The sequence below is a fragment of the Streptomyces sp. RGM 3693 genome (assembly GCF_050471125.1).
GTDB lineage: Bacteria > Actinomycetota > Actinomycetes > Streptomycetales > Streptomycetaceae > Streptomyces.
The window spans coordinates 32,818-55,477 of record NZ_JBMPPQ010000004.1 but is presented as its reverse complement, the minus strand read 5'-3'; the positions used below and the strand labels follow the sequence as shown (position 1 = coordinate 55,477).

Here is a 22,660-nt window from a genome sequence, read left to right as displayed (position 1 = left end):
CGCCGCACCCACCGTGCCCGCCGCACCCACCGTGCCCACCGCGCCCCCTGGGTACGCCGCACCCGCCGTCCCCGTACCGCCGTCGAGGAGACCCCCCGTGATCCGCCGTACGCTCGCCGCCGCCCTCGCCCTCGCCGCCGGCTCCGTCCTGCTCACCGCCTGCGGCTCCGGCGATGCGGCGAGCACGGAGGTCAGCGCCGGGAACCACGGCCCGAAGATCAACATCGGCCCCGAGCAGCACCGCATCCGCGGGACCAAGGACCCCAAGAGCGCCGCGCTGATGCCCGCCCGGGTCCGGGAGACCGGCGAACTGCGGATCGGCGTGGGCGCCGAGAGCAGCCCCCCGCTGAGCTTCTACGCCACCGACGACAAGACCCTCATCGGCGTCGAGGAGGACCTGGCCACCCTCGTCGCCGACACCCTCGGACTGAAGCCGCACTTCGAGCCGCTGTCCTGGGAGAACCTCTTCGTCGGCCTGGACAGCGGCACACTCGACGCGGTCTTCAGCAACGTCACCGTCACCGAGGAGCGCAAGGACAAGTACGACTTCGCCACCTACCGGCTCGACCAGCTGGGGATGGAGGTCAAGAAGGGCAGCGGCTGGAAGGTCCGCGGCGCCCAGGACGTCGCGGGGAAGACCATCGCGGTGAGCTCCGGCACCAACCAGGAGAAGATCCTGCTCGACTGGAGCAAGGCGGACGAGAAGGCCGGCCGCAAACCGGTGGACATCAAGTACTTCCAGAAACCCTCGGACGTCTACCTCGCGCTCCAATCGGGCCGGATCGACGGCTACTTCGGCCCCAACCCGTCCGTCGCCTACCACGTCGGCGTCGCCGGCCAGACCGAGAGCGCCGGCACCTTCTCCGGTGGCGGCGCCCACCTCCAGGGCGAGATCGCCGCCACCACCCGGAAGGGCAGCGGCCTGGTCAAGGCGTACGCCGCGGCCCTCCAGAAGGTCATCGACGACGGCCGCTACGCCAAGGTGCTGGCCCGCTGGGGGCTGACCGGCGAGGCCGTCGCGACCTCACGGATCAACCCGCCCGGCCTGCCCAGGACCGCCAACTGACCCGGCGCCCCGGCCCCGTACCGCACAGGAAGGCCCACCCCATGCCCGTACCGCACCACCCGCTGCGGCTGGCCGTCGCGCTGGACTCCCCGCAGGTCCCGCCCCGCCACGACGCCGCCCACCACACCGCCCTCGCCCGGCTCGCCGAGCGCGGCACCCTGGACTTCGTCACCCTCGGCGACCGCTTCGGCGGTCCCGGCCCGGACGCGCTCGCGGTGCTCGCCCGGATCGCGCCTGACACCGAACGGATCGGTCTGGTCCCCACGGTGACCACCACCCACACCGAGCCGTTCCACGTCTCCACCGCCGTGGCCACCCTGGACTGGGTCAGCCGCGGCCGGGCCGGTTGGACGGTGGAGGTGTCCACCACCGAGGCCGAGGCCGCGCTCGTCGGGCGCCGTCCGGCCGCCCCGGCCGCCGAGGTCTGGCCCGAGGCCGATGAGGTCGCCGACGTCGCCGGGCGGCTGTGGGACAGCTGGGAGGACGACGCGGAGATCCGCGACCTGGCCACCGGCCGCTTCGTCGACCGCGACAAGCTGCACCACGTCGACTTCACCGGCCGCGCCTTCTCGGTCCGGGGGCCGTCCATCGTGCCCCGGCCGCCGCAGGGCCGCCCGGTGACCGTCGTCGAGGTGACCGGGGACACCGGCGGGCCGGACGACGGGGGTCCCCCCGGCTTCGACGGAGCCGACGAGGTAGCGGCGGCCCGCCGGGAGGTGGCCGCCGCCCGGGCCGATGTCGCACTGGTCCGCGCCGAGGACCCGCAGACCGCCGGCGCCGCCCGCGCCGAACTACACGCCCGCGCCCTGGCCCACGGCCGCGACCCCGACCGGCTGCTGGTGCTGGCCTCGCTGCCGGTCGAGCTCCACTCCCCGGCCGACGCCGCCGGGCTCGCCGACCTGCTCGGCGACTGGTTCGCCCAGGGCGCGGCCGACGGTTTCCACCTGCGCCCCGCCGATCCCGACCGGGACCTGCCCCGACTCGTCGAGGGCACCGTCCCGCTCCTACGGGAACGCGGACTGCTCCGCCGCTCCTACGAGGGCACCACCCTGCGCGCGCACCTCGGACTGCCGCGCCCCGCCAGCATCTACGCCCGCGCCCGGGAGGCCAGTCGATGAGCCCGGAACCCCGTCCCCGCAAGCAGATCCACCTCGCCGCGCACTTCCCCGGCGTCAACAACACCACCGTCTGGGCGGATCCGCCCACCCGTCGCCCGACCACCACCCCGGCGGGAGGGGTTTCGCCCCGCCCTTCTCTGGGCAGCCAGATCGACTTCGCGTCCTTCGTGCACCTGGCACGCACCGCGGAGCGCGGCCTGTTCGACTTCTTCTTCCTGGCCGAGGGGCTGCGGCTGCGCGAGCACAAGGGGCGGATCCACGACCTCGACGTGCTCGGCCGGCCCGAGTCGCTCACCGTGCTCAACGCCCTGGCGGCGGTCACCGAACGCCTGGGCCTGGCCGGCACGGTCAGCGCCACCTTCAACGAGCCCTACGAACTCGCCCGCCGGCTCGCCTCCCTGGACCACCTCAGCGGCGGCCGGGCGGCCTGGAACGTCGTCACCACCTCCGACGCCTTCACCGGGGAGAACTTCCGGCGCGGCGGCTACCTCGACCGCGCCGACCGCTACACCCGCGCCGCCGAATTCCTCGCCACCGCACGGGAGTTGTGGGACTCCCGGCCGATCGGCGAGCCGCCGCGCCGGGTCGACCACCGCGGCCGGCACTTCACCGTCCGGGGCGAGTTCGGCGTCCCGCGCAGCCCGCAGGGACACCCCGTCGTCATCCAGGCAGGGGACTCCGCCGAGGGACGGGAGTTCGCCGCCTCCGCCGCCGACGTGATCTTCACCCGGCACAGCGGGCTGGAGGCCGGCCGGGCCTTCTACGCGGACGTCAAGCGCCGGCTCCCCGCGTACCGGCGGCGACCCGCCGACCTCAAGATCATGCCCGGGGTCACCTTCGTCCTCGGCGACACCCCGGCCGAGGCCCAGGAGCAGGCCGCCGAGATCCGCCGGCAGCAGGTCTCCCCGCAGAACGCACTGCTCGCGCTGGAGCAGGTGTGGGGAGTGGACCTGTCCTCCTACGACCCCGACGGGCCGCTGCCGGACATCGATCCGGACCCGGACGGCGAGCTGGCCCAGGGCCGGGTCCGGATCGCCGACCCGAAGGCGATCGCCGACAGGTGGCGGGAACTCTCCCGCGCCAAGGGGCTGTCCATCCGAGAGACCGTCATCGAGACCACCGGGCGGCAGTCCTTCGTCGGCACTCCGGAGAGCGTCGCCCGCGAGATGGATGCCTTCGTGCAGAGCGACGCCGCCGACGGTTTCATCCTCGTGCCGCACCTCACGCCCGGTGGGCTCGACCCGTTCGTGGCGCGGGTCGTCCCGCTGCTCCAGGAGCGCGGCGTGTACCGCACGGAATACACCGGGAACACCCTGCGCTCCCATTTGGACCTGCCGGATCCGGTCCACCCCGCACGGAGGGAGTGACCTGGCAGTGGGGATCGGCCATGGCGCCGCCCGGGGGTCTGGCCCGTGACCTGACGGACGCTCCGGTTGTCCTTCGCGGGAATCGTCGGCCCGTTGGGCGGTGCCACACGGCACGTGCCGGCCGGGTGACCGTGACCCAAGAGGAGCCCGGCCAGAGGTCCCCTCACTGTCGTGTCCGTCTGCCCGACCGGTGCGTGCCCTCCCGCACGCGAGAGTTGGAAGGGCAGCGCACACCGGCATGACAGCAGACGAGACAGCAGTCTTCGGCGGGATCGACACCCACACCGATCTGCACCAGGCCGCCGGCATCGACGGCGTCGGCCGTCACCTGGGCGCCGGGTCGGATGAGTCAACACCCGCTTGAGCGGCCGGTGTTGACGCATCTCCGCCCCGGCCTGGGCAAAGCCGGAGCGGTGTGGAACGGAAACCCCCGCACGGGTGGCCCGTGCGGGGGGGGGGGGGCGACTGGCCCGCTCAGCTGGCCTTCAGTCGCTCCAGGAACTCCGGGACTCCGTCCACCCGGCGGTAGCGCTTGAAGGCCGGAACCAACTCCCGTACGAGTGCGACGCATCGCGGGGCGCCGATGCGGGTGGCCAGGTCCAGCGATTCGCTGGTGACCGCAAGCGCCTGCTCGACGTCGTTGGACTGCAGGCAGCCCTTTGCCTGGTAGGTCAGGAAGATCCCGCGCGTCTTGTCCCTGGCACGGGGCAGCAGGGTCATGCCCTCGGCCATGCGTGCGTGGGCCTCGTCGGTACGGCCGAGGTCAAGAAGGCACTGGCCGGAGTCCACGGCAAGGTCGGCCGGGCCCATCCACGCACACCAGCTCGGGGCCGGATCGGTGGCCTCGACGGCGAGAGCGGCTTCGGCCTTCGACAGGTCCCGGTAGCAGGCCGAGCGGTCACCGAGTGCCGCGTGGGCCCTGGCCCGACGCAGGAAGAGCAGGGATCGCGCGGTGGGATGCTCGATGCCGGACAGGGCGAATCCGAGCTGGTCCACGGAGACCTTGGGCTCACCCAGCCAGTTCGATTGGTAGGCGAAGTCGGAAAGCGCCCCAGCGCCGAAGTCGCGGTCGCCGGCGGCGTGCGCGGACTGCAGGGCCGACCCCCACAGCTTGCCGGCCGCCCAGTGCTGGCCATGGTCGAACCGGTACCACCCGCAGGTGGTGGCGAGCGAAGCGGCCAGCAGCAGGAGCCGCTGACGGGTCTTCTCGCTGTAGCGGCTGTCCTCAATCAGGTCGGTCACCGTGGCGAGGTGAGCGTCCAGCAGGTGAATCGTGTGTTGCCGCTGTTCGGTGGGCAGCCCCGTGAGCTTCGCGCTGGTGTCCTCCAGCCAGTCCACAAGTTCGTTGTCGACCCGCTTCCCGCCGAGGGCTGAGGTGAGCCGGTCGGGTTCGATCGCGGCCCACTGGGCAGCGAGGTCGGCCAGTGAGATGGCGCTGTAGGTCATGAAGCTGCGGCGGTCCATGGCGGCTCTCTGTGCGTCTCGGAGTGCTTGAACGGTGTAGCCCGACCCCAGCGGCAGTGGTGCGTCGCGTCCGGGTAGCCAGTAGGGCCAGCCGTACGCCTCCATGTCTGAGGCCGGGACGTTGAAGGCTTCGGCGATCAGCAGCTGGGATTCGAGGTTGGGCGTCTTGCGCCAGTGCTCCCACCGGCTGATCGCCGTCTTGTCGGCGCCGGAGCGGAGCCCGCGGCGGCGAGCGACGCGGTCGAGGAGGGCGGCGAGGTCGCCCTGGGACCAGCCGCGCAGTTCGCGTGCGAAGGCGAGGGGATGCCGGATCGGGTCGTCCACGGGGCCAATCCCATCATCAACAGTGACCAGGAGCCTACTGTGCGCGAGGGTGGGACAACCGCGGGACTACAGACAACGCCTGTTTGGTGACTGTCCGTTGGGCTGTACTCGACACGCATCGACAGGTTCCCTCGCGAAGCGGAAGGAGTGCGCCCATGAAGCGACGCGCTGCGGTCATAGGTCTCGGCCACCAGGCGCTCGAAGACCACCTCCCCGGCCTGCTCGGCTCTGGCAAGGCTGAGCTGGCTGCCATCTGCGACAGCAACCCGGACATCCTGCGCGAGCGTCAGGAATCCTTCCAGGTCCCGGCCTTCACTCAGCCCGACGAACTGCTGGACACGGTGAAGCCCGACTTCGTGATCGTCACCGTCCCGCACCACGCGGGCCGGGCCGTGATCGAGGAGTGCTCCACCCGAGGCGTCCACGTCCTGAAGGAGAAGCCGTTCGCCACCTCGCTCGCCGAGGCCCGCGAGCTCGCCGCGATCTGCCAGGCCGGCCAGGTGGAGCTGATGGTCACTCTCCAGCGGCGGTTCAACCCGATCTACACCAGCGTGATGCAGTTCCTCGACCAGATCGGCACCCCGTTCCTCATCGACGGCCAGTACACCTTCCACACCGACGACCCCGGCGCCGGGTGGCGCGGAGACGTCAAACAGGCAGGCGGTGGCTGCATCATCGACATGGGCTACCACCTCATCGACCTGCTGCTGTGGTACTTCGGCCTGCCCAGCAGGGTCATCGCCGACTTCTCCACCACCGCCCTGCCCGAGGCCGGCTACGACGCGGAGGACACCGCCGTCATCCAGCTCGGCTACGACTGCGACCTGTACGGCGCGATCCTGCTGTCGCGGTGGGCCGCCCCGAAGACCGAAAGGCTGCACATCGTCGGCACCCGCGGCTCGGTCCTGCTGACGAAGGGCCACCTGAAGCGGCTCGACCTGGGCGGAACTGTCGTGGAGGAGCTGACCCGCCCGCTCGCGCCGGCGAGCACGGCGACCGCACAGATCGACTACTTCTGCCGAGTCCTGGACGGCGAATGCCCCAACGCCTCCGGCCCCCAACAGCACCTCGCCCACGCCGCCTTCATCGCCTCCTGCTACGAGTCCAAGGCGGCTGGGCGCTACATCGACCCGAAGGGGATGCTGTGACCTCCACCCTCGCCCTGCTCGGCGGCGAACCCGCGGTGACCGCCACCGGGCCGCACTTCGGGTGGCCGCCGATCGACGACACCACCCGGGCCAAGGTCGCCGCCCAGCTGGACACCGCCGTCTCCCTCCCCAGCCGGTCCGGCATCGTCGCCGAGCTGGAGGACGGCCTCAAGGCGTACTTCGGCGTGCGGCACGCGATCACCACCAGCTCCGGCACCGCCGCCCTGCACGCGCTCTACTCGGCCGCCCGGATCACGGCCGGGGACGAGGTGATCGTGCCCGCGTGGACCTTCCACGCCACCGCCTCCCCGCTGTTCCACTTGCGGGCCGTGCCGGTGCTGTGCGAGACCGGCCCGGACGGCAACATCGACCCGGCCCGGGTCGAGGAACTGATCACCCCGCGCACCCGGGCGCTGATGGTCACCCATCTGTGGGGCCGCCCGGCCGACATGGCCGTCCTCGCTGCGATCGCCCAGGCCCACGACCTGGCGCTGCTGGAGGACGGCTCGCACGCGCACGGCGCCGGCACCCACGGCCAGAAGATCGGAACCTTCGGTCTCGGCGCGGCGTTTTCCCTCAACGGCCCCAAGCCTCTGTCCGGTGGCGAGGGCGGCTTCGTCCTAACCGATGACGACGACACGTACTACCGGGTGCTGACGTTCGCCCACTACAACAAGCGGTGCAAGTCTGAGATCCCGGAAGGCCATCCGCTCGCGCGGTACGCGGTCACCGGATCCGGCCTCAAACTCCGCATCCACCCGCTGGCCGCCGCCCTCGCCTTCGACCAGCTCCACCGCCTCGACGGCTACCTCCTGGGCCGGGCCGAGATCGCCCGTTACCTCACCGAGCAGTTCAGCCAGATCCCCGGTCTAAAGATCACGCCGATGCCCGAAGGAGTGGTCCCCTCCTGGTACGGATTGACGCTCACCTACCGACCTGACGAGCTCGGCGGCCTGTCCATCGGGCGGTTCCACCAGGCCCTGATCGCCGAGGGCGCGACTGAGTTCGACCGGCCCGGCTCCACCCGCCCCCTCCACGAACTCCCGCTCTACCAGCTCCCGGACCTGCTGTTCCCCGGGCACCCGCACCAGCATCACCGCCAGTACTCGGCCGGCTCCTTCCCCGTCGCCGAGCACGCCTACCAGCACACGATCAAGCTGCCGGTCTGGCATCGTCAGCAGGATCTCGCACTGGCCGGACAGTACGTCCGCGCGGCCGTCAAGGTGAGCGACCACCACAAGGAGTTGCTGGCATGACCGTTACCTCCCCCGAGTTCCTGGCCAGCCTGGCGAACAACGCCCAAACGGACGGCATCACGGGTTTCGTCGCCGCCGCCGTCGTCACCAACGCTGACCGGGTCCTCCTCCTGAAGCGCAACCCCGACGACTTCATGGGCGGTCTGTGGGAGATGCCCTCCGGCAAGGTCGAAGACGGGGAGACCATCCTGGAGGCCCTGTACCGCGAGACCGTCGAGGAGACCGGCCTGACCATCGAGACGGTGAGCGGATACGTCGGCCACTTCGACTACCCCGACAGCCGCGGCGGCACCACCAGGCAGTTCAATTTCGCGGTCACCGTCGAGAAGACCGAACCCGTCATCCTGACCGAGCACGAAGCCCACCAGTGGGCACTGCCCCACGAGCTGCCCGAGGTCAGCGACGCAGTCCGCAAGCTGATCACCCCCTGAACCAGAGCCCTCCCCGCCCCGCCCCGGCTCTGCTGTACGGCCCGGTCCTCGATGGCTTCGAGGGCCGGGCCGCAGTCGTTTCGGGGCCGGCGGCGCCAGGCCACGGCGCGGGCGCCAACGGCGAAGGTCCCCTCCCCGTGTGGGGAGGGGACCTTCTGGTGGAGCGCCCGGCAGGCCTTGCACCTGCATTTCCCACCGGATGGTGGACGTCTTTCCTTGGACCACAGACGCGCGACTTCCCCCCGCTGTCCGCGGGCCGAAGCTGCGTGATGATCATATCGGATCGGTGGGGCCGCTTCGCACACCTCACCGCCGGGAGCGGGCCGGCTGCGGTGCCGGGGGTAGCCGACCGTCGAGTCCGGGCACCCTGCCGCGATCTTGGCCGGGGCGTCCTTCTCGGCGCGGTCGGCGGTGCGGGCCCAGCGGAACTTCGTTGAGCCCCAGTCGGTGGCGTAGGTGCGGGTGGCGCCTTGGTGTGAGGGGGCCGGAGTTGACGGCGATGAGACAGAGCGCCGGAGTGCGGATGCGGCGTCCATCGCGCTGAAGACGTCGACCGCCTCGCCCTACCGCCAAAGGTGTTCTCGCCCGAAGCGTCCACGGCGCGCCCTGCGCGAGACGCACGCGCATGCACTACCTCATGTCGCATGGACCTCACAGCCCTGGCAGAGATCACCCACGACGTCGACCACAAGCGCCCTGCTCCGGGAGGATCCACGCATCGCCGTCGGGTTCTTCGGGTCGTCGCGGTTCCCCTGATGGCCGCCCTGTTCTCGCTCGGAGCAGCCTCGGTTGCCTCCGCGGACACCGGCGCCGACCAAGGCGGGAGCTACGAAACGAACCTTGGCGCCTTGGTCGGGCTCGGGATCTGAAAGAACCTCCGCCCAGTCGGCGCCATCGGCGGAACCGTTCTGCCGGCGCGTCGCCGAACTACCGCCGCGATCCGGTCCGTTCCTCCCCGCGGGCCGGTCGCGCCTCCAGGCTGCGTGGGGAAGGGGAAGGGGAAGGGGGGAGGGGGCTGGGGGCGCGTGGCGGGGTGGTGCGCGAGGCGGGGGATCGGGGCGGCCCTCTTGCGCCACGAGGGTCGAGCACCGGACACTCCCGCTCAGCGAGCGTTTGTCAGGGGCACGCTAAGACCGCGGGGGGTCTCCCCGCATGCGCCCGCGTGCCCTTCGGCTGCGCCTCACGGGTCGCCCACCGGCGGCCCCCGATCCCCCTCGGAGGAATCAGTGAGGAACGAGCGCACCACCCCCCGTAGTGGCGTGGCGAGACGCACCCGGCTGATCGCCGTGGCGTCCGGACTGGTGGCCGTCGGCGCCATCGCCCTGCCGACCGCCGCCGGCGCCCAGACCCCCGCCCCGGCCACGACGTTCAGCGCTGCCCAGCTCACCGCCGCGGGCAACGCGGTCCGCACCGCGGACGTCGCGGGCACCGCCTGGCGGGTCGACCCGACGACCCACACCCTGGTCGTCACCGCCGACAGCACCGTCTCCAAGGCCCAGATCGCCAAGATCCAGCAGGCCGCGGGGAGCAACGCCGGCGCGGTCCGGATCGAGCGCACCGCGGGCAGGATCCGCAAGCTGATCTCCGGCGGCGACGCCATCTACGCGCCCAGCTGGCGTTGTTCGCTCGGCTTCAACGTGCGCAGCGGCAGCACCTATTACTTCCTGACGGCCGGTCACTGCACCGAAGGCAAGCCGCCCTGGTACACCAACTCCTCCGACACCACCAGCATCGGGCCGACCACCGGCTCCAGCTTCCCCGGCAACGACTACGGCATCGTGAAGTACACCAACGCCTCGGTGGCGCACGCCGGTACGGTCGGCAGCCAGGACATCACCAGCGCCGGGAACCCCACGGTCGGCCAGACGGTCACCCGTCGCGGCTCCACCACCGGCACCCACAGCGGCAAGGTCACCGCCCTGAACGCCACGGTGAACTACGGCAGCGGCGACATCGTCTCCGGCCTCATCCAGACCACGGTCTGCGCCGAGCCCGGTGACAGCGGCGGCCCCCTCTACGCGGGCACCAAGGCGCTGGGCCTGACCTCCGGCGGCAGCGGCGACTGCACCAGCGGCGGCACCACCTTCTTCCAGCCCGTCACCGAGGCGCTCAGCGCGTACGGCGTGAGCGTCTACTGACCGGCTGAGACCGATCGGTCGCGATGGCACGAGGGTCCCCGCCGACCGGCCGGCGGGGACCCGACAGCGGGTCCGCCGCGAGCCTCGACCGGCCTGCGGGCCGGGCCTACCATGGAGGCAAAAGCGACTGAACGCGACGTTTCCGTACACGACCCGTACGCGTCGCAACGGCACACGTCAGGGGGCCGTGATGGTCGGAGAACTGGTGGCGGCCGGGGTGGCGCTGGCCTCCGCGGGAACGGTCTATCTGATGGCCGCGGCGCGCGTGGTCAAGCAGTACGAACGCGGTGTGGTGCTCCGGCTGGGGCGGCTGACGTCCTCGGTGCGCGGTCCGGGCTTCACCATGATCATCCCGGCCGTCGACCGGATGCGTAAGGTCAACATGCAGATCGTCACGATGCCGGTGCCCGCCCAGGAGGGCATCACCCGGGACAACGTCACGGTCCGGGTGGACGCGGTGGTCTACTTCAAGGTCATCGACGCCGCCGATGCCATCGTCGAGGTGGAGGACTACCGCTTCGCGGTCTCCCAGATGGCCCAGACCTCGCTGCGGTCGATCATCGGCAAGAGCGAGCTGGACGACCTGCTGTCGAATCGCGAGAAGCTCAATCAGGGCCTGGAGCTGATGATGGACAGCCCGGCCATCGGCTGGGGAGTGAGCGTCGACCGGGTCGAGATCAAGGACGTCTCGCTGCCGGAGACGATGAAGCGCTCGATGGCCCGCCAGGCGGAGGCCACCCGGGACCGCCGGGCCCGGGTGATCAACGCCGACGCCGAACTCCAGGCGTCCCGGAAGCTGGCCGAGGCCGCCGCGGCCATGTCCGACCAGCCCGCGGCGCTGCAACTTCGGCTGCTGCAGACCGTGGTGGCGGTCGCCGCCGAGAAGAACTCCACCCTGGTCCTGCCCTTCCCCGTGGAGCTGCTGCGGTTCCTGGAGCGCTCCGGCCTCCACGCTGAGGCGCAGACCGTACAGGCGGAAGCGGAGGCCGCACGGGCCCGTGCGCAGCAGCCGGCCAGCGGTGACGCCGCCCCGCCCCCGACTCCGGCCCAGCCCCCGGCTCCGGTGGAGAACGGCCACGTCAGCGACGCCCTTCCGGCGCTGGAGGACCTCCCGGAGGCCGAGCGCCTCGGGTAGCGGCCCGCTGTAACACCGTCACAGGCGACCGTCGTACCGCGGTACGACGGTCGCCTGTGACGGTGTCCGCCGTTGTTCGCCGTTGCTTGTCGTTGTCCGCCGTCCGTGCGGCCGGCGCCGGGCCCGCGGCCGGGCGCGGAATTCCGGGGGCGCTTTCCGGACAGCTGTGGCCCTCACACTTCGGGCGCCGCCGAGCGCTGCACGTGCCCTCTGATGTCCGCACTCAGGACTCCGGCGCGCGAATATCGGCGTGAACGACGTGTGGTGAAAACGTGAACTCCCGTATCTGAGACCGGAACCCGGTCTTGTGCACGAGTGGGGCGGGTGGGAATACTCGGTTCTGTTGGCATGGACGCGACTCCCCGCGGTGGCTGCCACGGGGCCGACCCGTCTGTGCTCGGTACCTCACACCTCACTCTCGGGTCCGCATGACCCCCCACGGTCCGGGCCCATCCCCCCACGGGAGGCTCTGAGTTGACGCACCGACGCATACCCCACCGCCGCGCGATGCTGGCCAGTGCGGGCGCGCTCGCGCTCGCCGCCACCGCGACCGTCACCCTCGCCAACGCCCATGCGGCTCCGGCCCCTTCGCTGGCCAAGCTCTCGCCGGCCGCCGCGACCACCCTGGCGTCCCAGTTCAAGACCGGTACGGCCGGCGCGTTCTATGACGCGAAGGCGCAGAAGCTGGTCGTCAACGTCGTGGACGAGACGTCCGCCGCGACCGTCCGGGCCAAGGGCGCGGAGGCGAGAATCGTCAAGCACTCGATGGCCCAGCTCGACACGGCCCGGCGGACGCTGGCCGCCAAGGCGACTATCCCCGGCACCGCCTGGGCGATGGACCCCAGGGCCAACAAGGTCGTGGTGACCGCCGACCGTACGGTCAAGGGCGCCAAGCTGGACCGACTCACCCAGGTGGCCAAGGGCCTCGGTGACACCGTCGAAATCCGCCACAGCAAGGGCGAGTTCAAGCCCCTCATCGCCGGCGGCGACGCGATCTGGGGCAGCAGCGCCCGCTGCTCGCTCGGTTTCAACGTGGTCAAGGACGGCCAGCCGTACTTCCTGACCGCCGGCCACTGCGGCAACGCGGTCAAGGAGTGGTCCGACCAGCAGGGCGGCCAGACGATCGCGACCACCGAGCAGTCCACGTTCCCGGGCAACGACTACTCGATCGCCAAGTACAGCGGCAGCACCGAGCACCCCAGCGAGGTGGACCTCTACGGGGGCACCCAGAAGATCACCAAGGCCGCGGACGCCACCGTCGGCGAGAACGTGAAGCGCAGCGGCAGTACCACCCAGGTGCACGACGGCACCGTCAAGGCGCTGAACGCCAGCGTCAACTACCAGGAGGGCACGGTCAACGGGCTGATCCAGACCGACGTCTGCGCCGAGCCCGGTGACAGCGGCGGCGCCCTCTTCGACGGCGAGAGCGCCCTCGGCCTCACCTCCGGCGGCAGCGGCGACTGCTCCAACGGTGGCGAGACCTTCTTCCAGCCGGTTCCGGCCGCCCTCCAGGCGTACGGCGCACAGATCGGCTGACCCCCAGCGTACAGTGCAGCACTGGCCCCCGGACGCTCTCTTCGTCCGGGGGCCAGCGCCGTTCCGACGCGTCGGCGCATCGGCTCAGAACTCGAAGACCGAGCCCTTTCCGTACGTCATCTCACAGTTGTTGGCGAAGGTGTGGGTGAACGTGACCCGGCGGCCCTGCCAGACGCCGTCCGCGGTGACCACGATGGGGTCCCACATCTTGTTGCATATCCGCTCGCTCGCGAGCCCGGTCACCTTGGTGAAGTCACCGGATGCCGCGTGCAGTTGGCCGCAGGCGGCCTTCGCGTACGGGTGGCTGCCGGATGCCATCGGCATACAGCTCAGCGTCGCCGCGCGCAGCGCCGTGGCGCTCGCGCGACTGTCGCCCTGACCGATCGTCAGTACCAGTTCGGTGGGGGCGTACAGGCCGCCGGTCCGCGCGGGCTGCGCCGGTGCGGCGACGGCCTGTGCGGTGGTGGCGAGCGAACCCAGTACCAGGGCCGTGCCGAGCGCGATCGCCCCAGTGATGTACCGCATGACGAAGACTCCTTTGTTTCGTGGGTGCAGATGCCGGATGGGAGTCTGGCCCAACCGCATCTCAAACGCACACGGCCCGATAGCTTTCGGTCGTTAGGTGAAAGCTGAGGGTAATGGCGCGAACGGGCGGGGGTGTCGGGGCGCGGGGCGCGGGGGAACGGTGCGCTGCCAGGGCAGATGCGGCCGGGCAGGGGCTCCCGCGGGGCGTGTGGGCCGGCCCGCAAGGGAGGAATCCGGCCGCCGACCGGTCGTTCGGGAGGGCTTCGATCTCCGGTGATTGGCCGAAGGTCTGGGCCAGTTGTGAAGCGCTCGGCTAGTTGTGACGCTCGTCCAGGTCGGGCAGTCCCGCGGTCAGTGCGCGCATTCCGCGGATGACCAGTTCGCCGGGGCCGTGCGGGCCGTCCGCCCGCTCGTCGCCCGCGGCCCACTCCTCGACCGCGACCCGCATCGCGGTGTTCGCGGCGGCCGCGGCCAGCCGCACCTCCAGCCGTCCGGCGCCGGTGAGTTGCGCCAGTACCGTCCGCAGCTCCTCCTCGGAGTCGTGGTGGACGCGGTGCCAGACCGCGCGCAGCGCCGGGTCGCCGGGCATCGCCCGCAGCAGCCCACGGGTCCAGCGCAGCGCCTCAGCGGCCGCTTCGTCGGTGGGGGTCAGTGCCCGGCGGGCGGCCTGCTCCAGCGCCGCCCGGACCGGCGGTGCGGCCGGGTCGGCGGTGGTGGCGGCCAGGTCGTCGATCCACTGCCGGACGCCGACCGCGAGCAGCGGGGCCACCGCGTCCTCCTTGGTCCGGAAGTACCGGTAGAAGGTGCGCAGGGCGACCCCTGAGGTGCGGGCGATCTCGTCGGCGGTGACCTCGGCGCCGCGCTCCGCGAACAGGGCCGCCGCGGTGCGGGCGATCTCCAGCTGGGTCTCGGCCTTGCGGCGCTCGGTGAGGGAGGGACGCGCGGGGGTGGGCGCGGCTGTGGTGCGCGGTGCGGTGGGCATGGGGCCAGCTTACGGAGCACAGTGGCGCATCGGCATGACGTGCGAGTGTGGCACATCGTGCCAAGTGGGCGTACGGTGCGGGCAGGGCCCCAAGAGGCACGTCGCCCCAAGAGGCACTTCGCGAACGGAGCAGGATCATGAACCGCTTTGACGGACGCCGCGCACTGATCACCGGAGCCGGCTCGGGCATCGGCCAGGCCACCGCCCACCGGATCCTCGCCGAGGGTGGCCGGGTCGTCGCGGTGGACGTCGACGAGGCGGGCCTGGCTGCCACCGTCGAGCGGGCCGCCGCGGACGGCACCGTCGACCGCCTGGAGACCGCGCGGCTGGACATCTCGGACGAGGCCGCGGTGCAGTCCGGCGTGGCCGCCGCGGTGGCGCACCTCGGCGGGCTGGACGTCCTGGTCAACGCGGCCGGCATCCTGCGCTCCGCGCACACCCACGCGACCACGCTGGACTTCTTCAACAAGGTCATCTCGGTCAACCTGACCGGCACCTTCCTGATGATCCGCGAGTCGCTGCCGGCCCTGCTGGCGGGTCAGACGCCGGTGATCGTCAACTTCAGCTCCACCTCCGCGTCGTTCGCCCACCCGTACATGGCGGCGTACGCGGCCAGTAAGGGCGGCATCCAGTCGATGACCCACGCCATCGCCAGCGAGTACAGCAAGCAGGGGCTGCGCGCGGTGTGCGTGGCGCCGGGCTCCATCGCCAGCAACATGACCACCGGCCGCGGCCCGGGGCTGCCGGAGGACGCCGACATGAGCCTGTTCGTGAAGCTCGCCCCGGCCCTCGGCCAGGGCTTCGCCGGCCCGGAGACGGTCGCCGGCGTGATCGCGATGCTCGCCTCGGAGGACGGCGCGTTCGTCACCGGTACGGAGATCCGCATCGACGGCGGTACGCACATGTGACGGACCGGCGGCGGCCGGAAACCGACGGTCCGTAGGGACCACCCGCGGGTCGGAGGCCGCGAGAATGAGGGACGGCGCCCCGTGCGTGCCGCGTCGGGAGGGGCGTGGCAGGCGCGGGGCGCCGTCGTCCGTGCGGTGTGCTCAGGCCGGCCGGCGCTCCCCGTCGCCGGCCGTCCCGTCGCCGTCCGTTCCGTCGTCGGTCGGCTCGTCGGCCGTCCGGCGCAGCGACGCCAGGACGAGGGTGACCAGCGCGCCGCCCACCGCCCAGGCGGAGAGCACCAACAGCGGTCCGGTCAGGGCCTGGCCCCGGAAGTAGGCGATCGAGCGCGCCGCCCAGGTGCCGGCGCCCGGTGGCAGCGCGGGGCCGATCGCCTGCCAGAACGGCGGCAGCAGCGGATACGGGTAGGCGCCGCCCGCGCTCGGGTTGCCGAACACCACGATCACCAGGATCGCCAGGCCGATGCCGATGATGCCCAGCAGTCCCTGGAAGGCCAGGGTGGTGGCGCCCACCGCGAAGACGGTCAGCGCGCCCAGCCCCCACAGCCCGAAGAGGCTGCCGGGCAGCGCGCCGAGGACCGGGCCGACCACGATCGCCCCGGCCAGCCCGGCGGCGATCGCGTAGAGCGCCAGCGCGGCCAGCCGGATGACCGCCCGCTGTCGGTTGGCCGGGCGCGCCCCGGCGCTGATCGCCAGGATCGCGGCGCACAGATAGCCGCCGACGCACCACCCCACGACCAGGTAGAAGGACGACAGGCTGCGGCCGTCGCCGGCGCCGGCCGGGATCACGTCCTCCGTGCGGACGGTCCGCTGTTGCTGCTTCTCGGCCGCCGTCACGACCAGTTCGACCGCCTGCGAGAGCGAGGCGCCGCCGCCGCTGGCGACCAGCAGCCGGTCGGTCGTGCCGCGCGGATCGACGATCAGCGCGGCGTCGAGGGTGCGGTCGTTGATCTGGCGCCGGGCGGCCGCTTCGGAGGCCACCGGGCGCGGGTCCAGCGGGGCGCCGGGCAGCCGGTCGAGCTTGTTCACCAGCTCCCCGCGGACCTGGGCGGGAGCGACCACGGCGAGGGGCACCCGGTCCGGCTTCGGACGGTGGAAGGCGCCGGCGTACGACGTGATGAACGCGACCATCAGGCCCAGCACCCCGATGACCAGGAGCGCCGCCCGGGCCGTCACCGCGCTCCGCACTTCCTGGGCGAAGGTGAGGCCGGTGCCGTCGTCGGTCGTGGCCATGCGCCGCTCCGTTCTGGGATTCGCAGCTCTTCCAGGGGCTTTATATCCCTTTTGGGCGATATCTTCCGACCGGTGCGACCCCTGGGCGTGTGTTCGTACGGATGTTCGAAAGAAGCGTTATGGTGGAGGAAGCGAAACAAGGGACGCGAATACAGCCGGGGGGCGTATGAGGTGCAGGAGGTGCGGATGCCCGGGTTCACGCATCTGCACACCGCTTCGGGCTTCTCGCTGCGCTACGGCGCCTCCCACCCGGAGCGGCTGGCCGAGCGCGCCGCCGCACGCGGGATGGACGCCCTCGCACTGACCGACCGGGACGGGCTCTTCGGTGCCGTCCGGTTCGCCAAGGCCGCCGCAGCGGCCGGCATCCGCCCGCTGTTCGGCGCCGAACTGGCCGTCGCGGAACGGGAACCAGCGCCCCGACCCACCGTCCGCCACCGCACCCCGGTGCGCGGCGGCGCCTTCCTCGACGAGTCCGCCGCCCGCGCCGTCTTCCTGGCCCGGGACGGCGCCGCCGGCTGGGCCGCCCTGTGCCGACTGGTCTCGGCCGCCCACGCGGACCGCGCCGCGCAACCCGTCCTCTCCTGGCACGCCCTGGAGTCCCTCACCGGTGGGCTGACCGTCCTGCTCGGACCGGACTCCGAGGTCGGCCGGGCGCTGGCCGCCGGCCGCCCGGACCGCGCCGCGAAGCTCCTCGCCCCCTGGCGCGAGCGGTACGGCGACGCGCTGTGCCTGGAAGCCGTCGACCACAAACGCCCCGGCAGCGGTCCCGGCTCCCTACGGCTGGCCGCCCGCACCCTCGGCTTCGCCGTCGACCAGGGCGTCCGCGCCGTCCTGACCAACGCGGTCCGCTACGCCGACCCCGGCCAGGGCCCGGTCGCCGACGTCCTGGACTCCGCCCGCCGCCTGATACCGGTCGACCGGCGTCGCCCCGAGACCTGGGACAGCGGCGAACGCTGGCTCAAGGACACCGCCGCGATGAGCCGCACCGCCGAGCGGATCGCCGAGGCGGCCGGCTTCCGCCGCGGCCTGGCCCACCGGCTGCTCGCCATGACCGAGGAGACCGCCGGGGAGTGCCGGGTGGACCCCCGGGGTGACATCGGGCTCGGTCGGATCCACTTCCCCGAACCGTCCCTGGTCGGCGCCGAACACCGCACCGCCGCCCGGGTGCTGCGCTCCCGCTGCGCCGCCGGGATGGTGCTGCGCGGCTACGACCGCGACCGCACCCACTGGGCCCGGCTCCACGACGAACTGCACACCATCGAGCGGCTCGGCTACCCCTCGTACTTCCTGACGGTCGCCCAAGTCGTCGACGACGTACGGCAGAGGGGGATCCGGGTCGCGGCCCGCGGGTCCGGCGCCGGGTCCCTGGTCAACCACCTGCTGGGCATCGCCCACGCCGACCCGGTCGAACACGGGCTGCTGATGGAGCGGTTCCTGTCCGGGCGGCGGGCCGCGCTGCCGGACATCGACATCGACGTCGAGTCGGCCCGCCGGCTGGAGGTCTACCACGCGATCTTCGACCGCTTCGGCGCCGAGCGGGTGGCGACCGTCTCGATGCCCGAGACCTACCGCGTCCGGCACGCCGTACGGGACGTGGGCGCCGCCCTCGGCATGGACCCGGCGCGGGTGGACCACCTGGCCAAGGCGTTCCCGCACATCCGGGCCCGGGACGCCCGCGCCGCGCTGGCCGAACTGCCCGAGCTGCGCGGGGTGCGGGAGGGCACCGACGAACGGCTGTGGCAGCTGGTCGAGGCGCTGGACGCGCTGCCCCGCGGGATGGCCATGCACCCGTGCGGGGTGCTGCTCTCCGACGCCACCCTGCTGGACCGCACGCCCGTCGTGCCCACCAGCGGCGAAGGGTTCGCGATGTCCCAGTTCGACAAGGACGACGTGGAGGACTTGGGGCTGCTCAAACTCGACGTGCTGGGCGTGCGGATGCAGTCCGCGATGGCCCACGCGGTCGCCGAGATCGGCCGGGCCACCGGGGTCCGCCTCGACCTGGACGACCCGGCGCAGGTGCCGCCCGGCGACCCGGCCACCTACGGCCTGATCCGCTCGACCGAGACGCTGGGCTGCTTCCAGATCGAGTCGCCCGGCCAGCGCGACCTGGTCGGCCGGCTCCAGCCCGCCACCTTCCACGACCTGGTCGTCGACATCTCCCTCTTCCGGCCGGGGCCGGTCGCCGCCGACATGGTGCGGCCCTTCATCGACGCCCGGCACGGCCGCAAGGCGGTCCGCTACCCCCATCCCGACCTGGAGGAACCGCTGCGCGAAACCTACGGCGTGGTGGTGTTCCACGAGCAGATCATCGAGATCCTGCGGATCATGACCGGATGTCAACGGGACGAGGCGGACGAGCGGCGGCGCGCCCTGTCGGACCCGGAGGCCCAGGGCCGGGTGCGCGACTGGTTCGCCCGGCGGGCCGGCCACCGCGGCTACGCCCCCGACGTCATCGCGCACACCTGGGAGATCGTCGAGGCGTTCGGCGCGTACGGCTTCTGCAAGGCGCATGCCGTCGCGTTCGCGGTGCCCACCTACCAGTCCGCCTGGCTCAAGGCGCACCACCCGGCGGCCTTCTACGCCGGACTGCTCACCCACGACCCCGGGATGTACCCCAAGCGGCTGCTGCTCGCGGACGCCCGGCGGCGCGGGGTGCCGGTGCTGCCACTGGACGTGAACCGGTCGGCGGTCACCCACCGGATCGAACTGGTGCCCGATGTGGAGGGTGCTCCCGGCACCTGGGGGCTGCGACTGGCCCTCTCCGACGTGTACGGAATGAGCCAGGCCGAGGCCCGGCGGATCGCGGACGGTCAGCCCTACCGCTCGCTCCAGGACCTCTGGCAGCGGGCCCGGCCGAGCCGCCCGGTGGCCGACCGCCTCGCCCGGGTCGGCGCCCTGGACGCCTTCGGCGCCAACCGACGGGACCTGCTGCTGTACCTCACCGAACTGCACCACCACGGACGGAGCGCCCCCGGCGGGCAGTTGACGCTCCACACGGGCGACGAGGCGATGGGGGTCCCTCCCTGTTCGAGCGGAGCCGAGAACTCGGGGGTCGAACCGGTCGAGCCGGCCGGCCTGCCCGACCTCGGCGACGTGGAGCGGCTCAGCGCCGAGTTGGGCGTCCTCGGCATGGACGCCTCCCGCCATCTGATGGCCGACCACCGGGAGTTCCTCACCGAGCTGGGAGCGGTGCCGGCCCGGCTGCTGCGCGACGCCCGGCACGGCGAGACGGTACTGGTCGCCGGCGCCAAGGCGGCCACCCAGACCCCGCCGATCCGCTCCGGCCGTCGAGTTATCTTCACCACCCTCGACGACAGCACCGGCCTGGTCGACTGCGCCTTCTTCGACGACAGCCACCGGACCTGCGCCCACACGGTCTTCCACTCGTGGCTGCTGCTGGTGCGCGGCACGGTCCAGCGGCGCGGTCCGCGCAGCCTCAGCGTGGTCGGCAGCGCCGCCTGGAACCTCGCCGAACTGGCCGAACTCCGCCGCGCGGGCGGCCTGGAGGCGGTCACCGCCCGGCTCGCCGCCGCTCCGGAACCGGACCGCGCCCCGCAGGACGGCACCCCGGCGGACCGCACCCCGCCGGACGCGCCCACCCGCGAGCCCGAGCCCGCCGCCGCAGACACCGGCCCCGGCCGCACCATCCGCCTGGAGACCGGCTACGAGCTGCACCCGTGGGCGGACCTCCAGCCGCCCGGCGAACGCGCCGCCACCGGCCGCAAGCTGTGGCACGCCAGCCCCGGGAGCGCCGGATGAGCCCAGCACCGGAGCCCCCTGCCACCCCGCCGCCCCCGGCCGGTGCCCGGCGGCCGCCCGGCACCCTGTACGTCCGCTTCCGGACCGCCGCCGGCGAGCCGGTCAGCGCCCGGCAGTACGAGCAACTGCTCGGCCTGCTCGGCCAGTTCACGCCGGTCATCCAGGCGTTGCCGCCGGACGCCGCGCTCGCCGACGTCCGCGGGGCACTGCGCTACTTCGACCGGGACGCGGCGGGCATCGCCGCGCTGATCCGGCTGCGCGCACTGGCCTGGCACGGCGTGCGGTGCACCATCGGCGTCGGCGGCAACCCGCAACTGGCCCGGGTCGCGGCCCAGGACGCCCCGCCCGGCGGGATCCGCTCCGTGCCCGCCGACCCCCGGTCCGTCGCCGCCTTCCTCGACCGCCGCCCGGCCTCCGCGCTGTACGGCGTCGGGCCCGCGGCGGCCCGCGCGCTGTCCGCCTACGGGCTCGACAGCGTCGGCCGGATCGCCGCCGCCCCGCCCGCCACCCTCCAGCGGATCCTGGGCGCCCGGACCGGCCGGATGGTCTCCGAACGGGCCCGGGGCATCGACCCCACCCCCGTCACCCCCAACGCGGCCGCCCGCTCGCTCGCCGCCGAACACCGCTTCGCCCACGACGAACTGGACCCGGACCGGCGCCGCCGGGCGCTGCTCTCGCTCGCCGACGGACTCGGCGCCCGGCTGCGGGCGAGCGGACAGGCGGCCCGCGCGCTGACCCTCACCGTCCGCTACGCCGACCGCTCCACCACGACCCGCACCCGGCGACTGGACGCGCCGACCGCACACGGCCCCGCGCTGACCGCGGCGGCCTATGCGCTGCACACCGCACTCGGCCTCCAACGGGCCCGGGTGCGTGCGCTGGCGCTGCGGGCCGAGGACCTGTGCCGCGCCGAACGCGCCGCGCGCCAACTGACCTTCGACCCCACCGACGACAAGGCCCACCGCATCGAAGCGGCCGTCGACCGCGCCCGGGCCCGCTTCGGCACCACGGCGGTACGCCCCGCGGCGGCGCTCGGACCGACGGCCCCGGGACCGGCCCGGCCGTCCCGCCCCGCGCGGTAGTAGCGCCGCCCGGCGTGCCGCGGGTGCCGTGCTCCTCCCGCGCCGCCGACCATCCTGCGCCTCAAGTCCCTTGACCGTCCGCGCCCTTGCGGGCAGTGCGTCCGGCCGCCTTCCTCCCTGCACGCAACCGGTGTTGCGCACCCGGCCGTGCGGTGCGGATCGGGTGCGGTTTCCTTCACCGTCACGCCACTGGTACGCCCTGCTTACCCGCCCGTAACTTACTTGGCAGTCACCTCATTGGCCCTTGCGATCCGGATCGCAGGTGACCGGCTCACGAAGCACTTCGGAAGCCCCTCACCCCGCAAGGAGCATCGTATGCAGCTGCGTTGGTCACGACTGTGCGCAGTCCTGCCGGCGGCCGCCCTGGCCCTCGGACTCATCACGGCCACCCCCGCGGCGGCGTCCCCCACCGTCAGCAGCGGCTGGAACGACTTCTCGTGCAAGCCCTCCATCGCCCACCCCCTCCCCGTCGTCCTCGTCCACGGCACCTTCGGCAACGCCGTCGACAACTGGGTCGGCCTCGCCCCCTACTTGGTCGCCCGCGGCTACTGCGTCTTCTCCCTGGACTACGGCCAACTGCCCGGCGTCCCGCTCTTCTACGGGCTGGGCCCGATCGACGCCTCGGCGCAACAACTCGCCACGTACGTCGACCGGGTGCGGGCCGCGACCGGCGCGGACAAGGTGGACCTCGTCGGCCACTCACAGGGCGGCATGATGCCCCGGGTCTACCTGAAGTTCCACGGCGGCGCCGACAAGGTGCACACGCTGGTCGGGCTGGCCCCCGACAACCACGGCACCACCCTCAGCGGCCTGACCACACTGCTGGACCTCTTCCCCGGCGCCAAGCAGTACCTCGACAAACTCACCCCGGGACTGACCGACCAGGCCACCGGATCCGACCTCCTGACCCGCCTCAACGCCGGCGGCGACACCCTCCCCGGCATCCACTACACCGTCATCGCGACCAAGTACGACGAGGTGGTGACGCCCTACACCTCGGGCTTCCTCAACGGCCCCGACGTCCACAACGTCGTGCTCCAGGACCTGTGCGCGCTCGACCTCTCCGAGCACGTGGCCATCGGGACCGTCGACCGGATCGCCTTCCACGAGACGGCCAACGCACTCGACCCGGCGCACGCCACCCCGACCACCTGCGCCTCCGCCGCGAGTTGAGCGCCGGCCCGGCCCGCG

General features: G+C 72.5%; 19 protein-coding genes. 15 read left to right on the top strand and 4 right to left on the bottom strand.

Annotated features, from left to right (window positions below; genetic code table 11):
* Positions 1-97 precede the first annotated feature (97 nt).
* The 4 genes from ACO0M4_RS36400 (at position 98) to ACO0M4_RS36385 (ending at position 3,915) form a co-directional block, all read left to right on the top strand.
* Complete coding sequence (locus ACO0M4_RS36400; RefSeq protein ID WP_430375428.1) at positions 98-1,066, top strand: ABC transporter substrate-binding protein; 969 nt, start codon at positions 98-100, stop codon at positions 1,064-1,066.
* A gap of 41 nt (positions 1,067-1,107) precedes the next feature.
* A complete protein-coding gene (locus tag ACO0M4_RS36395; RefSeq protein ID WP_430375427.1) occupies positions 1,108-2,184 on the top strand; it encodes an LLM class flavin-dependent oxidoreductase in 1,077 nt (358 codons plus the stop codon).
* Positions 2,181-3,551: an LLM class flavin-dependent oxidoreductase gene (locus tag ACO0M4_RS36390; protein WP_430375426.1), complete on the top strand. Its 1,371-nt coding sequence runs from the start codon at positions 2,181-2,183 to the stop codon at positions 3,549-3,551. The genes ACO0M4_RS36395 and ACO0M4_RS36390 overlap by 4 nt, the downstream gene beginning before the upstream one ends.
* 238 nt (positions 3,552-3,789) lie before the next feature.
* Positions 3,790-3,915, top strand: a complete 126-nt coding sequence (locus ACO0M4_RS36385) for a hypothetical protein (protein ID WP_430375425.1) — start codon at positions 3,790-3,792, stop codon at positions 3,913-3,915.
* 110 nt (positions 3,916-4,025) lie between these two features.
* Here the strand turns inward: ACO0M4_RS36385 and ACO0M4_RS36380 are convergent, their stop codons facing one another.
* Positions 4,026-5,339: a helix-turn-helix transcriptional regulator gene (locus ACO0M4_RS36380; RefSeq protein ID WP_430375424.1), complete on the bottom strand. Its 1,314-nt coding sequence runs from the start codon at positions 5,337-5,339 to the stop codon at positions 4,026-4,028.
* 155 nt (positions 5,340-5,494) lie between these two features.
* On the opposite strand from ACO0M4_RS36380, the gene ACO0M4_RS36375 reads away from it, so the two are divergent.
* The 7 genes from ACO0M4_RS36375 to ACO0M4_RS36345 all read left to right on the top strand — a co-directional run bounded on the left by ACO0M4_RS36375 (position 5,495) and on the right by ACO0M4_RS36345 (position 12,983).
* Entirely contained in the window at positions 5,495-6,487 is a 993-nt protein-coding gene (locus ACO0M4_RS36375) for a Gfo/Idh/MocA family protein (RefSeq protein ID WP_430375423.1), read from the top strand.
* A complete protein-coding gene (locus ACO0M4_RS36370) occupies positions 6,484-7,743 on the top strand; it encodes a DegT/DnrJ/EryC1/StrS family aminotransferase (RefSeq protein ID WP_430375422.1) in 1,260 nt (419 codons plus the stop codon). Before ACO0M4_RS36375 ends, ACO0M4_RS36370 begins: the two co-directional genes overlap by 4 nt.
* Complete coding sequence (locus tag ACO0M4_RS36365; protein WP_430375421.1) at positions 7,740-8,174, top strand: NUDIX hydrolase; 435 nt, start codon at positions 7,740-7,742, stop codon at positions 8,172-8,174. The genes ACO0M4_RS36370 and ACO0M4_RS36365 overlap by 4 nt, the downstream gene beginning before the upstream one ends.
* Before the next feature lie 644 nt (positions 8,175-8,818).
* On the top strand, positions 8,819-9,043 hold the full coding sequence (locus ACO0M4_RS36360; RefSeq protein ID WP_430375420.1) for a hypothetical protein: 225 nt from the start codon (positions 8,819-8,821) through the stop codon (positions 9,041-9,043).
* A 357-nt stretch (positions 9,044-9,400) separates the two neighbouring features.
* Positions 9,401-10,312 (top strand): S1 family peptidase, encoded by a 912-nt coding sequence (locus tag ACO0M4_RS36355; RefSeq protein WP_430375419.1) that lies wholly within the window; start codon positions 9,401-9,403, stop codon positions 10,310-10,312.
* 190 nt (positions 10,313-10,502) lie between these two features.
* Positions 10,503-11,447 carry a slipin family protein gene (locus ACO0M4_RS36350; RefSeq protein WP_430375418.1) on the top strand — a complete coding sequence of 315 codons (945 nt, stop codon included), beginning with the start codon at positions 10,503-10,505 and terminating at the stop codon, positions 11,445-11,447.
* A 507-nt stretch (positions 11,448-11,954) separates the two neighbouring features.
* Positions 11,955-12,983, top strand: coding sequence for a S1 family peptidase (locus ACO0M4_RS36345; protein ID WP_430376018.1), 1,029 nt, complete (start codon positions 11,955-11,957; stop codon positions 12,981-12,983).
* 84 nt (positions 12,984-13,067) lie between these two features.
* On the opposite strand, the gene ACO0M4_RS36340 is transcribed toward ACO0M4_RS36345, so the two are convergent.
* Complete coding sequence (locus tag ACO0M4_RS36340; RefSeq protein WP_430375417.1) at positions 13,068-13,508, bottom strand: subtilase-type protease inhibitor; 441 nt, start codon at positions 13,506-13,508, stop codon at positions 13,068-13,070.
* A 313-nt stretch (positions 13,509-13,821) separates the two neighbouring features.
* Positions 13,822-14,490, bottom strand: coding sequence for a TetR/AcrR family transcriptional regulator (locus ACO0M4_RS36335; protein ID WP_430375416.1), 669 nt, complete (start codon positions 14,488-14,490; stop codon positions 13,822-13,824).
* A gap of 137 nt (positions 14,491-14,627) precedes the next feature.
* Here ACO0M4_RS36335 and ACO0M4_RS36330 point away from each other — a divergent pair, with 137 nt between their 5' ends.
* Positions 14,628-15,398, top strand: coding sequence for an SDR family NAD(P)-dependent oxidoreductase (locus tag ACO0M4_RS36330; protein ID WP_430375415.1), 771 nt, complete (start codon positions 14,628-14,630; stop codon positions 15,396-15,398).
* A 141-nt stretch (positions 15,399-15,539) separates the two neighbouring features.
* Here the strand turns inward: ACO0M4_RS36330 and ACO0M4_RS36325 are convergent, their stop codons facing one another.
* Positions 15,540-16,628, bottom strand: a complete 1,089-nt coding sequence (locus ACO0M4_RS36325; RefSeq protein ID WP_430375414.1) for a DUF3533 domain-containing protein — start codon at positions 16,626-16,628, stop codon at positions 15,540-15,542.
* Positions 16,629-16,814: 186 nt separating this feature from the next.
* Between ACO0M4_RS36325 and ACO0M4_RS36320 the strand changes: the two genes are divergently transcribed.
* The 3 genes from ACO0M4_RS36320 (at position 16,815) to ACO0M4_RS36310 (ending at position 22,642) form a co-directional block, all read left to right on the top strand.
* Positions 16,815-20,387 carry a DNA polymerase III subunit alpha gene (locus ACO0M4_RS36320; RefSeq protein ID WP_430375413.1) on the top strand — a complete coding sequence of 1,191 codons (3,573 nt, stop codon included), beginning with the start codon at positions 16,815-16,817 and terminating at the stop codon, positions 20,385-20,387.
* Positions 20,384-21,469 (top strand): DNA polymerase Y family protein, encoded by a 1,086-nt coding sequence (locus ACO0M4_RS36315; protein WP_430375412.1) that lies wholly within the window; start codon positions 20,384-20,386, stop codon positions 21,467-21,469. Before ACO0M4_RS36320 ends, ACO0M4_RS36315 begins: the two co-directional genes overlap by 4 nt.
* A 315-nt stretch (positions 21,470-21,784) precedes the next feature.
* Positions 21,785-22,642, top strand: a complete 858-nt coding sequence (locus ACO0M4_RS36310) for an esterase/lipase family protein (protein ID WP_430375411.1) — start codon at positions 21,785-21,787, stop codon at positions 22,640-22,642.
* The last annotated feature ends 18 nt before the right edge of the window (positions 22,643-22,660 follow it).

Excerpts from the sequence above, each read along its gene's own strand:
- ACO0M4_RS36395 (WP_430375427.1), top strand. The coding sequence starts at position 1,108 with ATGCCCGTACCGCACCACCCGCTGCGGCTGGCCGTCGCGCTGGACTCC.
- ACO0M4_RS36390 (WP_430375426.1), top strand. The coding sequence starts at position 2,181 with ATGAGCCCGGAACCCCGTCCCCGCAAGCAGATCCACCTCGCCGCGCAC.
- ACO0M4_RS36385 (WP_430375425.1), top strand. The coding sequence starts at position 3,790 with ATGACAGCAGACGAGACAGCAGTCTTCGGCGGGATCGACACCCACACC.
- ACO0M4_RS36375 (WP_430375423.1), top strand. The coding sequence starts at position 5,495 with ATGAAGCGACGCGCTGCGGTCATAGGTCTCGGCCACCAGGCGCTCGAA.
- ACO0M4_RS36365 (WP_430375421.1), top strand. The coding sequence starts at position 7,740 with ATGACCGTTACCTCCCCCGAGTTCCTGGCCAGCCTGGCGAACAACGCC.
- ACO0M4_RS36360 (WP_430375420.1), top strand. The coding sequence starts at position 8,819 with ATGGACCTCACAGCCCTGGCAGAGATCACCCACGACGTCGACCACAAG.
- ACO0M4_RS36350 (WP_430375418.1), top strand. The coding sequence starts at position 10,503 with ATGGTCGGAGAACTGGTGGCGGCCGGGGTGGCGCTGGCCTCCGCGGGA.
- ACO0M4_RS36345 (WP_430376018.1), top strand. The coding sequence starts at position 11,955 with ATGCTGGCCAGTGCGGGCGCGCTCGCGCTCGCCGCCACCGCGACCGTC.
- ACO0M4_RS36340 (WP_430375417.1), bottom strand. The coding sequence starts at position 13,508 with ATGCGGTACATCACTGGGGCGATCGCGCTCGGCACGGCCCTGGTACTG.
- ACO0M4_RS36335 (WP_430375416.1), bottom strand. The coding sequence starts at position 14,490 with ATGCCCACCGCACCGCGCACCACAGCCGCGCCCACCCCCGCGCGTCCC.
- ACO0M4_RS36330 (WP_430375415.1), top strand. The coding sequence starts at position 14,628 with ATGAACCGCTTTGACGGACGCCGCGCACTGATCACCGGAGCCGGCTCG.
- ACO0M4_RS36325 (WP_430375414.1), bottom strand. The coding sequence starts at position 16,628 with ATGGCCACGACCGACGACGGCACCGGCCTCACCTTCGCCCAGGAAGTG.
- ACO0M4_RS36320 (WP_430375413.1), top strand. The coding sequence starts at position 16,815 with ATGCCCGGGTTCACGCATCTGCACACCGCTTCGGGCTTCTCGCTGCGC.
- ACO0M4_RS36315 (WP_430375412.1), top strand. The coding sequence starts at position 20,384 with ATGAGCCCAGCACCGGAGCCCCCTGCCACCCCGCCGCCCCCGGCCGGT.
- ACO0M4_RS36310 (WP_430375411.1), top strand. The coding sequence starts at position 21,785 with ATGCAGCTGCGTTGGTCACGACTGTGCGCAGTCCTGCCGGCGGCCGCC.